The organism is Flavobacterium sp. SM2513 (genome assembly GCF_050908145.1).
GTDB lineage: Bacteria > Bacteroidota > Bacteroidia > Flavobacteriales > Flavobacteriaceae > Flavobacterium.
Window position 1 is genome coordinate 3,005,886 of sequence record NZ_CP194228.1, and the last position, 13,378, is coordinate 3,019,263.

Here is a 13,378-nt window from a genome sequence, read left to right on the forward strand (position 1 = left end):
AAATCTGAACCTTAAATTTTGCCAGGTACCATTTATAGGCTTTATTTGTTAAAAGTTATTTAACCAGCCTTATTTATGAGTACAAAATCGTTTTCATTAGAAGAAATCAACCAAGTTATAAAAGGAATAATTGTAGGAGCGACTAGCCAAAAGATTACAGCGCCACAACAATTGGAAACGGCTACGGAAAACGAAATCTCATTTATAGGGAATAAAAAATACGAACGTTTGTGGCAGGATTCCAATGCTTGTGTAGCCATCGTGAATGAAGATATCGCTATTGCACCAGGCGAGAATCGTGCTTTTATTAAAGTGAAAAATGCCGATTTGGCCCTCGCTCAAGTTTTAGAACTTTTTGCAGGAACTCCTCCGCTATTCCATCAAAATATTCATCCCACCGCTGTAATTGATGCCTCTGCCGTTATTGGCGAAAATGCTGAAATTGGTGCAAATGTCTACATCGGACCAAAAGCGGTGATAGGGAAAAATGCAAGAATTTACCCGAATGTGACTATTTTAGACGAATCCACAATTGGGGACAGAACGGTAATTTGGTCGGGATCTGTGGTTCGTGAACGTTGTCATATTGGAACCGACTGCATCATTCATCCCAATGCTACTATTGGAGCAGATGGATTTGGGTTCCGACCTTGTCCTGAAAGAGGACTGGCGAAAATTCCTCAAATTGGAAATGTAATTATTGGTAATTGGGTCGAAATTGGTGCCAACACTTGCGTAGATAGAGGTAAATTCAGTTCTACCATTATAGGTGATGGTTGTAAGATTGATAATTTAGTGCAGATTGGACACAACTCTGTTTTAGGGAAGTATTGCATCATGGCTGGAAACAGTGGATTAGCCGGTTCAGTAACTTTAGGAAATGGTGTAATCATTGGTGGAAGCGCTTCTATAAAAGACCATACCACTATTGGAGATGGAGCTACTGTTGGTGCAGGTTCAGGAGTTACTGGTGATATTCCTGCTGGAAAAGTAATGCTAGGTTATCCGGCCGTTGAAGCGAGAGATGCATTGAAGCAGTGGGCTATTTTGAAACGATTGGTAAGAGAATCTGGAGAAAAGAAAGCGTAAATTAATATTTATCCACGCGAAAATCGACTTGAATAGTTGGATTAATTCTCTTTAGATGATTAATAAATTCCATTTTTTCCTTCGGTGAAATTAAGATGCTGTCTGAATTATTATACCTAATTTCTAATCTATCAATTGAAGCAGCTGGAGCACTCATGGGATTGTAGATTTCTTTTATGCTTCGTATTGTTGCAATCTCAATGTCTGTATTGTAAAAAAAACTGCATTTTACATTTAAGTTTTTATTAGAAATGGTGTACTCCGTTTTCCAAAAAATATAACCAATCGCTGAAAGTATTATGACATTTAACAACAAAGATTCGTAATCTCCGGATTTAACTATTACAACACCTATAGAACCGAAAGTTACAGCAAGAATTAGGATAAGCTCTATTCCAATTTTAGATTTGTAAATTTTATTCATGCTAAACTGTTTTCAGGTTTACTTTCAAATATAACTAACTTAACCTATAAAATAAAAGTCCGATTTTTCAATCGAACTTTTCATTATTTAAGTTTGACTTTTCTTTTCTAAAAAAGTGTTACAATATAATATATTAAAGCAGCAAGCAATGCCGAAACTGGAATCGTTAAAATCCAAGCCCAAAGTAAGTTAATAGTAACACCCCATCTTACAGCAGAAACTCTTTTTGTAATTCCAACACCAATAATACTACCTGTAATGGTATGTGTGGTAGAAACAGGAATACCAAAATGTTCAGATAAAAATAAAGTTACCGCTCCAGCAGTTTCGGCACTTACACCTTCTAGTGAAGTAACTTTGGTAATTTTAGAACCCATTGTTTTCACAATTTTCCATCCACCACTCATTGTTCCAGCAGCAATTACCGTAAAACTGACAAATGGAACCCAGGCATAATCATCTACAAAGTACTTAAAAGTATCTTCAGCATTTACATAATTAGGGTCAAAATCGATTTTCAGGTGGTAATAAATAACGGCTGCACCAATAATACCCATTACTTTTTGAGCGTCATTTGCACCATGACCTAAACTAAATAAAGCTGAGGAAACGAGTTGTAATCTTTTGAACCACCTATCGGCTTTACTGGGATTAGCCTTTCGGCAAATATTCATAATCAGAATCGTTATAAAATAGGCCATAATCATACCTATTAAAGGTGCCAAGAAGATAAAAGCAATAATTGGAATTACTTTTACATAATTCACTACATCTACACCATTTACCGCCAAAGCTCCGGCATGAGCCAATGCAGCTCCCATAAATCCACCTAATAGTGTATGTGAAGATGAAGATGGAATCCCGAGTTTCCAAGTGGCCAAATTCCAAATAATCGCTGCAATTAGTCCGGCGAGAATGACTTCTAAAGTAATGAAGTTCTCGTTGACCGATTTGGCAATGGTGTTACCAATTTTAAATTCGCCAATCCAGTATTTGGATATAAAGTAGGCAACAAAGTTGAAGAAAGCAGCCCAAACAACAGCTTGGAAAGGGGTTAAAACTTTAGTTGCTACAATCGTTGCAATCGAATTTGCCGCATCATGAAAACCGTTGATGTAATCAAAAATTAAGGCAAGAATAATAATAATTATTAGTAAAGTCATATAAGTCTTTTGAGATTGAAATTCCGAAAATAATTAGGAATGTTTTACAGCTATCGACTCTAGGACATTCGCGGCACTTTTACATTTATCAGCCGCCGTTTCTAACGCAGAAAGGACTTCCTTATATTTAATGATGTTTTTAGCATCGGTTTCATTCTCAAAAATATCGGCGATTGCCTTATCATAAACCGTATCTGATTTGTTTTCTAATTTGTTAATTTTTGCACAAGCATCGGTAATGTTTTTGATTTTCTTCAAGTTACGCAATTCTCTAACGGCAATATCAATCTGAAGACACGCTTCCAAATTTATTTCTGTCAGTTTTCTAATAGACTTTGTTATTTTATCCACTTGGTACAGTTTCATTCTGTTTGAAGCACCGTGAATATTTCCCGCAATATTATCAATTGCCGTACTTAAAGAATAAATATCTTCACGGTCAAATGGCGTTATAAAGTTACTGCTCAATTCCAAGTTTATTTGACGAGCAATATCCTCACCAATTTGTTCTAATTCTTCAATTTTTTGAAACAACTCGTTTCGCTGCGAAGGAGGTAAATTAACAACATCATGCAAGGTCGTTGCCATCAATATTAGGTTGCTAGTCGCTTGTTCAAACATGGGGAAAAACTTTTTATCTTTCGGGACAAAAAACTGAAATATGCTATTTATGTTCATAGTTGTTATTTTAAAGCACAAAAGTAAATCACCAATGTTAAGTTAACATTATCTAAATGTAAATAGGAATACACAAATAAATTATTTAAAAACCTATTGAACGAATATTTTTCGCATTTTCAAACGTTTTCGTACTTTAGCCAACGAAAAATTAGATATTTCATTTTAAAAATATAAAAGATACACAACGCGACTATGGATTTGAATTTCAATAAAAATGAAGACCACAATAAGTTATTAGTTTCCGACTTAAAACACCGATTCTCGAAAGTTAAATTAGGCGGTGGCGAAAAGCGCATTGCCAAATTGCATGCGGAAGGAAAAATGACAGCTCGTGAGCGAATTGATTATTTATTAGATGAAAAGGCAGAAAGTATCGAAATTGGTGCCTTCGTTGGGGAAGGAATGTATGCAGAACATGGTGGATGTCCTTCGGGAGGTGTCGTTATAAAAATTGGATACGTCAGCGGAAAGCAATGCATTGTTGTGGCCAATGATGCGACTGTTAAAGCTGGAGCTTGGTTTCCCATTACAGGCAAGAAAAATCTACGTGCTCAAGAAATTGCAATGGAAAACCGTCTACCTATTATATATCTAGTGGATAGTGCTGGCGTTTATTTGCCTTTGCAAGATGAAATTTTCCCTGACAAAGAACATTTTGGGCGTATTTTTCGCAACAACGCAATCATGAGTAGCATGGGAATTACACAAATTTCGGCTGTTATGGGTAGTTGTGTGGCTGGTGGAGCCTATTTACCCATTATGTCAGACGAAGCTTTAATTGTCGATAAAACCGGAAGTATTTTCCTTGCTGGAAGTTATTTAGTAAAAGCGGCCATTGGTGAAGTTATTGACAACGAAACGCTGGGTGGCGCTACAACACATTGTGAAATTTCAGGTGTTACCGATTATAAAGCCAAAGACGATAAAGATGCTTTGGATAAAATAAAAAATATTGTTGACAAGATTGGCGATTTCGATAAAGCAGGATTCAGTCGCGTCAAATCAGTGAAACCGGCATTGGACGAAAAAGATATTTACGGCATTTTACCAAAAGCACGAAACGAACAATACGATATGATGGAAATTATCAATCGTTTAGTTGATAACTCTGAATTCGAAGCTTATAAAGACGGTTATGGTCAGAGTTTGATTACGGGCTATGCACGAATCGATGGTTGGGCTGTAGGAATTGTTGCCAATCAACGAAAAGTGGTGAAGTCTAAAAAAGGTGAAATGCAATTTGGCGGCGTTATTTATTCCGATTCAGCTGATAAAGCCACGCGATTTATTGCGAATTGCAACCAAAAGAAAATTCCATTAGTTTTTGTTCAAGATGTTACCGGTTTTATGGTAGGTTCTAAATCTGAACAAGGTGGAATTATTAAAGACGGTGCCAAAATGGTTAACGCTGTTTCTAATTCTGTGGTTCCCAAATTCACTGTAATCGTAGGGAATTCTTACGGTGCTGGAAATTATGCCATGTGCGGAAAAGCATATGACCCAAGATTAATCTTCGCTTGGCCAAGTGCAGAATTAGCCGTTATGGGTGGAACGCAAGCTGCAAAAGTATTGGCACAAATTGAAGCTTCTTCTTTAAAATCAAAAGGAGAAGTAGTTGATGAAGGTAAAGAAAAAGAACTTTTTGATAAAATAAAAGCACGATACGACGAACAAGTTTCTCCATATTATGCGGCATCAAGACTGTGGACGGATGCAATTATTGACCCTTTAGAAACCAGAACTTGGATTTCTATGGGAATCGAAGCAGCGAATCATTCACCAATTGAAAAGAAATTTAATTTGGGTGTGATTCAGGTTTAATACTTCACTCCTATTTATATACAAAAATGGTTCTCATATAATTGAGAACCATTTTTTTTGAAAAAATTCAAATAAACTTTAATGTAAATTTTGAGTAAGTCTTTCATCAATCGGCATTTTAATGAACTCAACAATCTCTACTTTTCCAAAATCTTTGTATAACGGATTCAGAATAATATTTGTTTCAAGTCCAACGATACTGGATGGGACACGTAATGCAAAGAAATTTCGGTCTTTTGCAAGGGTGGAAAATACTTCAGTAGTTTTAGCATTATACGGATACTGATTCCATTTTTCCGGGAGGTCAACGAGCTCTTCTATGATAAACTCGTCGGGAAAATAAATTTTGGCTAACAAAATTTCTTTAGGTAAATACGCGATGTTTGCTGAATGAACATAGTATTCCAATAGAACCAAGGACACATTTTCAGAACAATAAACGGCACGCGTCCCCACTTCATTCCACCTTCCTCCTACTTTTTCAGCGCCAATTCCGGAAAGCGTTGCCTCCTTGTATTTTAAATTAGCAATTCTATAAACAATCATTAGCTATAGACGTTGTATTGGATTCGCACTATTTCATTTTCTACAATTTCAAATCCAATACTACTATCCAGCAATTCAAAAGGAATTTTATTGCCCAAAGATTTTGAAGGAGTCATTAACCAATTTTTAAAATCACTTTTAGTATCAAAAACATCGTAACCTAAACCAAATAATCGAGCCAATTCATAAATTCGTTCAGAGGTTTCTTTATTGTAAACGGTGTTTTTTTGCATGCTACTTATAGAAGCAGGCAAAATATTTTCGAATTCTTTTTCTGTAGAGCTCGTAAACTGCAACAGTTGTTTCCAATCTGTCTTTTTTACACCTTCGCGAATTTTTTCAATTAAATCTAACTTAAAATGTGGTGCATTTGTGGTGTTTGAAATTACCCACGCAGGTGAAAATTCTGAAACGTAGCTTAAAAATTCATCTTTATCAGATGAATAATCTATGGGTTTATTAACATACAATTTTTCCCTTGTGTTATCTTTTGTCTTCATAATTGTATTATTACATTAATATGATTGTAAATTTACAACTTTTAATCGGTTTTGAAATTTTTTGCAACATTTTTTAATTTTTATTTTACAAGTTTCATTTGATTCTCTCTTTTTAAAATCTCCTATTTAAATATTATTTATTACTTTCGATAATCCTAAAACTAACTACTGCTCTAAATGAAAAATCGCTTTTTTATTTTATGGACAATCCTATTACTCATTAGTTGCTCTTCTATAAAAAAGCATAATGCACAGGTCAGTCGTCCTGTTTCTGTTGAAAAATTAAAAAAAGACGTTGATTTTGCATACCGAAAATTGCAAAAAATGCAACCTGCTTTATATTGGTACATTCCAAAAGAGCAACTTGATTATAAATTTGACAGTCTTAAAACGACAATAACAAAGCCTTTAACGAGTTATGAATTTTATACTAAAATAACACCGGTGCTGAATGAAGTGCGACAAGGACATTTAGGTATTTACCCAAATACTATAATTTGGTCAAAAGAGGAAACAAGAAAATTGGTTAAAAAAGGTATGGGACCCTTTTCTCAATTTGAATTCATGATGTTTAACAATAAACTATATGTTCAAAAAAATAATTCTATCGATTCTACAATTGCTGTTGGAAGTGAAATTGTAAGTATTGATTCTGTTTCTACAGAGAAACTTCTGATTCAATACCGAAAATTGATGACTTCGGACGGATACAATACCACTTTCTACAAACATCAATTACCTAAAAAGTTTTCCAATTTTTATGTGGCTCAAAATGGACTCAAAGATAGCTTGCTGTATGCTTTTAAATTTGATGATACTATCAAAAACATCTGGATTAAACGTAAGAAATTAGAAAAGGAACTTTCCATTATAAAAGATTCAGTAGCTAAAAAATTAACTAAGGCTGAGAAAAAGAATCTAGTATTAGCGAATAATAAGAACAGAAAATACAATAGTATTCATGGCTACGATGCTTCTTCAAAAACTTTTCAACGCACTTTAAGTTTTACTGGAAAAGATAGTTCTGTTGCGGTTTTAAAAATAAAATCATTCTCGATTGGTAATTACGAACCATTTTATAAAGAGTCTTTCAAACGAATTATAAACAATAAATCAAAATATTTAGTTTTAGATTTACGCGATAATCCAGGAGGAAGATTGAGCGAAATAAATTACCTCTACTCATTCGTTGCAGATTCTATAATTCCATTTGTAGACAAAAGTCAAGTCGCCTCAAAGACAAGTTTTCTTAAGAGGGATTACTTCACTGGTAGTTGGACAACTAAGGCTCTTAAATCACTTGCATATCCCTTCTATGTAGGTTATATTTATCTTAAAGTTAAAAAAGAAGATGATAACTTTTATTTTTACACCAGTGAGAACAGGACAAAAGCCCTTCAAGAAAATCGCTTCAAAGGAAAAATGTATGTGTTGATTGATGGGGGTAGTTTTTCAGCCTCTTCGATACTTTCATCGAATTTAAAAGGATCTAATCGAGCAGTTTTCGTTGGCGAAGAAACCGGTGGTGCTTATAATGGAACGGTTGCGGGTCAAATGCCAATTATAGAACTTCCAAATTCTAAAGTAAAAATTCGTGTTGGATTAATGCGAATCGCACCCCATTACAAAACCGATGAAGAAGGACATGGAATCCGACCTGATATAGAAATTATTCCCACTTTAGAAGATAAAATCAAAGGAAATGATCCCGAAATGAACTGGATTTTAGATAATATTAAAAATAATTATCAAGATGCAAAGTAATTGGTGTATAGTTTTACTTTTTTGTCTAGCATTCACCCATATAAATGCTCAAAATTTCACACGAAAAGACTCGCTTCAAGGCGGTTTTTCATTTGAAAGAACTTGTTTTGATGTTCAAAAATACGACTTAAACCTTACCGTAAATCCGGAGAAAAAATTTATTTCCGGCTCAAATAAAATTTCGTTTAAAATGCTTCAAGAATCAAGTAAAATTCAATTGGATTTATTTGAAAACATGCATGTTGATAGTGTCATTTTTAACGAAAGAAAACTTGATTTTCAGAGAGAATTTGGCGCCGTCTTTATTGCATTTCCATCTGTATTAAAAGTTACAAATCAAGTTTTAAAACTGCAGTTTTACTATTCAGGCAATCCCATTATCGCTAAAAACGCTCCTTGGGACGGCGGCTTTGTATTTTCAAAAGACAGTAATAATCAGCCATGGATTTGCGTGGCAGTTCAAGGAACAGGGGCTAGTTTATGGTATCCCGTAAAAGATTCGCAAAGCGACGAACCAGATTTAGGTGCTTCGATAAAAGTAGCTGTTCCAAATGGTTTAATGAACGTTTCCAATGGTCGATTTAAAGGAAGTTTCGACTTGAATAACGGCTATACTCGCTGGGATTGGGAGGTAAAAAACCCTATTAATACCTACAACATTACTTTAAACATTGGCGACTATGTTCACCTACATGAAACCCACAATGATTTAGATTTAGATTACTACATTTTACGAGGAAATGAAGAAAAAGCGAAATCTCATTTTACCGAGGTAAAACCTATGCTAGTTTGCTTTGAAAGTAAATTTGGAACTTATCCGTTTATAGAAGATGGCTACAAATTGATAGAAAGCAATTATTTAGGTATGGAACATCAAAGTGCTGTAGCTTATGGAAATAAATTTAGAAAAGGTTACCTAGGAAATGATAATTCAGGAACTGGAATTGGACTATTATTCGACTTTATTATCATTCACGAATCAGCCCACGAATGGTTTGGAAACAGCATTACTTCTCGCGATATTGCCGATATGTGGATACACGAAGCGTTCACCACTTATGCAGAATCTGTGTATGTGGAATGTCAATTTGGTAAAGCAAAAGCAATTGAATACATTAATGGACAAAAAAAGTTAATCCAAAACTCCAGTCCAGTTCTAGGAAAATACGGCGTGAATAACGAAGGTTCAACGGACATGTATTACAAAGGAACTTTGATTTTAAATACACTTCGAAATGCGGTTAATGACGATGAAAAATGGTGGCTAATTTTGAAAAAATTTGCAGTATCGAACCGACATAAAATAATTGAAACAAGAGACGTCGTATCCTTTTTTTCTAATGAAACCGGTTTGAACTTAGCACCCTTTTTCAAGCAATATTTAGAAAAAACAACCCTACCCACTTTGGAACTTAATCAAAGTGGCAAAAATATTAAATATCGATTTACAGATACCGTCAGCAATTTTCAATTACCTATTTTTCTATTGGTCAATGGAATGAAAGTTTCAATTATACCCACAAACAAATGGAAAACTTTGAAAATTAAGCCAAAAGCTGTAGTAAACTTTAATGAAGATTTATTTTACATAAATTTAAAAAGTAACTAGTTAAGTTGAAAATTTGTATAAAACATAACTTTTGTTTTACATAGGCTAACTTCATTTTTTGTACATTTAAATAAAAAAAATGACAACTAGAGACGAATTTATAAACCAGCTTCGAGGCACGGCCTTTGGAAAATTAACAGTCGACACATCTGATGAAGAATTCTTTCAAAATGAAACACTTCGGCCGATTATGAAATTACAAAATGATTTATTAGTAGCTGTTTTTCAAAGATATACTGTTTTGAGTAAAGTGAAATTTACTGAATTTTCGAATGAAAAAAAACTAGACTTTATCGAAAATACCATTAAAAAAGACACGAAGTTTAGAAACACACTCAAGGGAATTGTAATCGGATTTTTTACATTAGAAGAGTACAATCGGTACCGAGTTAATTCCTCGGCACTTGGAAAGCGAATAACAAACTTACTTATCGAACGACTTCAATCACAAGTGCAGTTACTAGAAATTCCCTAGTTAAAACTAGTAATTTACCTTTTAAATTAAGATAGGAAAAGTTTTCTAAACCTCAAAATAATCAATAAATTAGCGGTCTAAAATAAACCACAAACACGACATGAAAAATACAGCTTTAAGTCACATACATGAAAGTTTAGGAGCGAAAATACTTCCATTTGCAGGATACAATATGCCTATTTTATACGAAGGAGTAAATGCGGAACACGAAACAGTTCGAAAAGCTGTTGGCGTTTTTGACGTTTCGCACATGGGAGAATTTTTTATCTCTGGTCCAAATGCTTTGGCTTTAATTCAAAAAGTGACAACAAATGACGCTTCAGCACTAACAGTTGGTCGTGCTCAATATTCTTGTTTGCCTAATGACAATGGTGGAATTGTAGATGATTTGATTATTTACAAAATGAAAGAAGAGGAATATTTACTAGTTGTAAATGCTTCGAATATTGAAAAAGATTGGGACTGGATTTTTTCTCATAACGACGTAAATGCTGAAATGAAAAACCTTTCAGACGAATATAGTTTACTTGCTATTCAAGGTCCAAAAGCCATCGAAGCAATGCAATCACTGACTTCCGTAGATTTATCCGCAATTAAATACTATCATTTTGAAGTTGGAACTTTTGCAGGAGTTGAAGATGTTATTATTTCTGCTACAGGTTATACAGGTTCAGGTGGATTTGAGATTTATTGCAAAAACGATGATGTAGAACGTATTTGGATGAAAGTTTTTGAAGCTGGAGCGTTTTACGGTATTAAACCAATTGGACTTGCTGCAAGAGATACTTTGCGATTGGAAATGGGATTCTGTTTGTACGGAAATGACATTAATGATACTACTTCTCCTCTTGAAGCGGGATTGGGATGGATTACAAAATTCACAAAGGAATTTGTAAATTCTGAAAAATTGAAAGTTGAAAAAGAATTAGGAACTGCTCGAAAATTAGTTGGTTTTGAATTAATCGACCGTGGAGTTCCCCGTCAAGATTATGAAATTGTTGATAAAGATGGAAATACAATTGGAATTGTAACTTCGGGAACCATGGCGCCATCTTTGAATAAAGGAATTGGTTTAGGGTATGTTACTTCAGCTTTTACAACGCCTGACAGTGAAATTTACATCCGAATTAGAAAAAACGATGTTCTTGCTAAAGTAGTAAAATTACCTTTTTATAAAAAAGAGTAAGAATTTTTAAACAACTTTTCATACGATACGTTTTTTGTTGTATTTTGGTGCGAGAAACGTGAACAAATATGAAAAATCTAGCATTTGCCTTTTTAGTATTGCCTAGTTTGCTTTTCGCCCAAAAGAGTGAGAATGTGTGCCAAACTATTTCTAAAGTAAGTGCTGTTATAGAAAAAAATCATTTTCAACCAAAACCGATAGACGATAGTTTATCGGTTTTTGTGTTTGAAAATTTGATGGACGAATTAGACAGTGGTAGAAATATTTTTTCCAAAACAGATTTTGAAAACCTTTCTAAACACCGTTTGCTATTAGACAACTATATTTCTGAAAAACAATGCGGTTTTATTGATGAGTTTATTTTCACTTATAGAAATGCTTTACAACGAAAACGAACCGTGCTGACTAAACTTCAACTAGCTACTTTTGATTACAACACAAAGGACAGCGTGCGTTTTACTAGACAAAAAATTGCTTTTGATGTTGAAAGCAATGCTTTTGAAAAGGTTTGGACCAAACTAATTCGGTATGATATTCTTGAAGATATTTCTAAATTAAGTACCAATTCCGATTCATTATATAAAAATTTTAATACACTTGAAAAAATTGCGAAAAAGAAAATTTTAGATTCTAATTTATGCAAGGTGAATGCGCTTTTAGAAAACGATTTTCAAGTAAAAGAAAAAGTGAAAACCGATTTTCTCAATGCATTTTGTACTTATTTCGACCCACATTCCAATTATTTTTCAGCCGAGTCGAAATCGAACTTTATGTCAGGACTTTCAGTAAGTAATTTATCTCTTGGAATTGAAGTAAGTTTAAACGAAAATGAAGAAATCGTTATTCAAGAAATTGTCCCTGGAGGTCCAGCTTCTAAGAATCCGAAGATAGAAATTGATGATATTATCACGAAAGTGAGTACTAACAACGGCACTGAATACGAGGTTTCGTGTTCTTCGTTAGAAACAATTGGGGATTTGATTTTTTCAGACACGAATACAGAAATTGGTTTAACGCTTCGCAAAATCAATGGTACCACTCTTACTGTTTTACTGAAAAAGAAAGTAATGAAATCAACCAATAATGCTGTTTATAGCTTTGTAGTTGAAAAAGATATAAAGGTGGGCTACATTAAAATTCCTAATTTCTATTCTGATTTTGAACACAATACAGTAAAAGGTTGTGCGGATGATGTTGCCAAAGAAATTATCAAATTAAAAAAAGATAATATTGAAGGACTCGTAATTGATTTGCAAAATAATGGTGGCGGTTCGATGGCTGAAGCAATCAAATTAGCGGGAATGTTTATTAATATAGGTCCCGTTTCGGTTTTAGTAAACCAATTTCACAACCAGAATATACTAAAAGATTTTAACCGTGGTGTCGTTTATGATGGACCTATGATTATTCTCATGAATGGAAATTCTGCTTCAGCAAGCGAGTTTTTTGCAGCGGCACTGCAAGATTACAACCGCGCATTGATTGTTGGCTCTACTTCCTTAGGAAAAGCTTCCATGCAAGCCATTCTTCCTTTAGAAGAAAACAATACGAAAGACTTTTTGAAATTAACCATTGAAAAATTTTACAGAATTTCAGGTGATAGTCATCAAATCAAAGGGATAATTCCAGATGTTTTCATGCCCATTTTATTTGACAGTCTGATAAAAAGGGAAAATAGTTTTGCTTCCGCACTTCCTTATGATGTAATTAAAACAAATACCCGATTTACAGCTTTATCAAAAATTTTTGACGAACAGGTTTTGACTTCAAGTAAAAATAGAATTGAAAATAACACGCGCTTTAAATCAATTAAAAATATCAATCAAGAAATAAATGCGGTTTATAACAGCCAAAGAAAACCAATTCGTTTGCGCTTTCCAGAAGTTTTTGAAGCAACTCATGAAACGGATAAGTTGTGGGAAAACGTTAAAATTTTAACGACGGAAGAAACGGAATGTACCATTAAAAACAACAGCTATGATCTTCAAAAACTCGCTTACGACGAATTCAAAAAAGAAATTAATGCTTTTAAAATCAAAGATGTAAAATCCAATCCTTATATTGAGGAAGCCGTAAATATTATTAATGACTATAAAAAAACAAAACTCTAAATTGAAATT

At 33.9% G+C, this 13,378-nt stretch carries 12 protein-coding genes; 7 read left to right on the top strand and 5 right to left on the bottom strand.

Annotated features, from left to right (window positions below):
- Positions 1–75 precede the first annotated feature (75 nt).
- Positions 76–1,089, top strand: coding sequence for a UDP-3-O-(3-hydroxymyristoyl)glucosamine N-acyltransferase (gene lpxD, locus ACQ5J2_RS12815; protein ID WP_432670861.1), 1,014 nt, complete (start codon positions 76–78; stop codon positions 1,087–1,089).
- Between the two features lies 1 nt (position 1,090).
- Here lpxD and ACQ5J2_RS12820 read toward each other — a convergent pair whose 3' ends face one another.
- The 3 genes from ACQ5J2_RS12820 to ACQ5J2_RS12830 form a co-directional block, all read right to left on the bottom strand.
- Entirely contained in the window at positions 1,091–1,513 is a 423-nt protein-coding gene (locus ACQ5J2_RS12820) for a PH domain-containing protein (protein ID WP_432670862.1), read from the bottom strand.
- Positions 1,514–1,620: 107 nt separating this feature from the next.
- On the bottom strand, positions 1,621–2,676 hold the full coding sequence (locus tag ACQ5J2_RS12825) for an inorganic phosphate transporter (protein ID WP_432670863.1): 1,056 nt from the start codon (positions 2,674–2,676) through the stop codon (positions 1,621–1,623).
- 33 nt (positions 2,677–2,709) lie between these two features.
- Positions 2,710–3,354, bottom strand: a complete 645-nt coding sequence (locus ACQ5J2_RS12830; RefSeq protein ID WP_432670864.1) for a DUF47 domain-containing protein — start codon at positions 3,352–3,354, stop codon at positions 2,710–2,712.
- A gap of 195 nt (positions 3,355–3,549) precedes the next feature.
- Between ACQ5J2_RS12830 and ACQ5J2_RS12835 the strand changes: the two genes are divergently transcribed.
- Entirely contained in the window at positions 3,550–5,178 is a 1,629-nt protein-coding gene (locus tag ACQ5J2_RS12835; protein ID WP_432670865.1) for an acyl-CoA carboxylase subunit beta, read from the top strand.
- A 78-nt stretch (positions 5,179–5,256) separates the two neighbouring features.
- Here ACQ5J2_RS12835 and ACQ5J2_RS12840 read toward each other — a convergent pair whose 3' ends face one another.
- Together ACQ5J2_RS12840 and ACQ5J2_RS12845 are read right to left on the bottom strand one after the other, a co-directional pair.
- On the bottom strand, positions 5,257–5,724 hold the full coding sequence (locus tag ACQ5J2_RS12840; RefSeq protein ID WP_432670866.1) for an RES family NAD+ phosphorylase: 468 nt from the start codon (positions 5,722–5,724) through the stop codon (positions 5,257–5,259).
- The gene (locus tag ACQ5J2_RS12845; protein ID WP_432670867.1) at positions 5,724–6,224 is read right to left on the bottom strand and encodes an antitoxin Xre/MbcA/ParS toxin-binding domain-containing protein; all 501 of its coding nucleotides are present in this window, start codon (positions 6,222–6,224) and stop codon (positions 5,724–5,726) included. The genes ACQ5J2_RS12840 and ACQ5J2_RS12845 overlap by 1 nt, the downstream gene beginning before the upstream one ends.
- A 177-nt stretch (positions 6,225–6,401) precedes the next feature.
- On the opposite strand from ACQ5J2_RS12845, the gene ACQ5J2_RS12850 reads away from it, so the two are divergent.
- From ACQ5J2_RS12850 to ACQ5J2_RS12870, 5 genes are all read left to right on the top strand, one after another.
- Positions 6,402–7,988, top strand: a complete 1,587-nt coding sequence (locus tag ACQ5J2_RS12850; RefSeq protein WP_432670868.1) for a S41 family peptidase — start codon at positions 6,402–6,404, stop codon at positions 7,986–7,988.
- The gene (locus ACQ5J2_RS12855; protein ID WP_432670869.1) at positions 7,978–9,597 is read left to right on the top strand and encodes a M1 family metallopeptidase; all 1,620 of its coding nucleotides are present in this window, start codon (positions 7,978–7,980) and stop codon (positions 9,595–9,597) included. The genes ACQ5J2_RS12850 and ACQ5J2_RS12855 overlap by 11 nt, the downstream gene beginning before the upstream one ends.
- Before the next feature lie 79 nt (positions 9,598–9,676).
- Positions 9,677–10,072 carry a glyoxalase gene (locus ACQ5J2_RS12860; RefSeq protein WP_432670870.1) on the top strand — a complete coding sequence of 132 codons (396 nt, stop codon included), beginning with the start codon at positions 9,677–9,679 and terminating at the stop codon, positions 10,070–10,072.
- 100 nt (positions 10,073–10,172) lie between these two features.
- Positions 10,173–11,258: a glycine cleavage system aminomethyltransferase GcvT gene (gcvT, locus tag ACQ5J2_RS12865; RefSeq protein WP_432670871.1), complete on the top strand. Its 1,086-nt coding sequence runs from the start codon at positions 10,173–10,175 to the stop codon at positions 11,256–11,258.
- Between the two features lie 68 nt (positions 11,259–11,326).
- Positions 11,327–13,369, top strand: a complete 2,043-nt coding sequence (locus tag ACQ5J2_RS12870) for a carboxy terminal-processing peptidase (protein WP_432670872.1) — start codon at positions 11,327–11,329, stop codon at positions 13,367–13,369.
- Positions 13,370–13,378 lie beyond the last annotated feature (9 nt).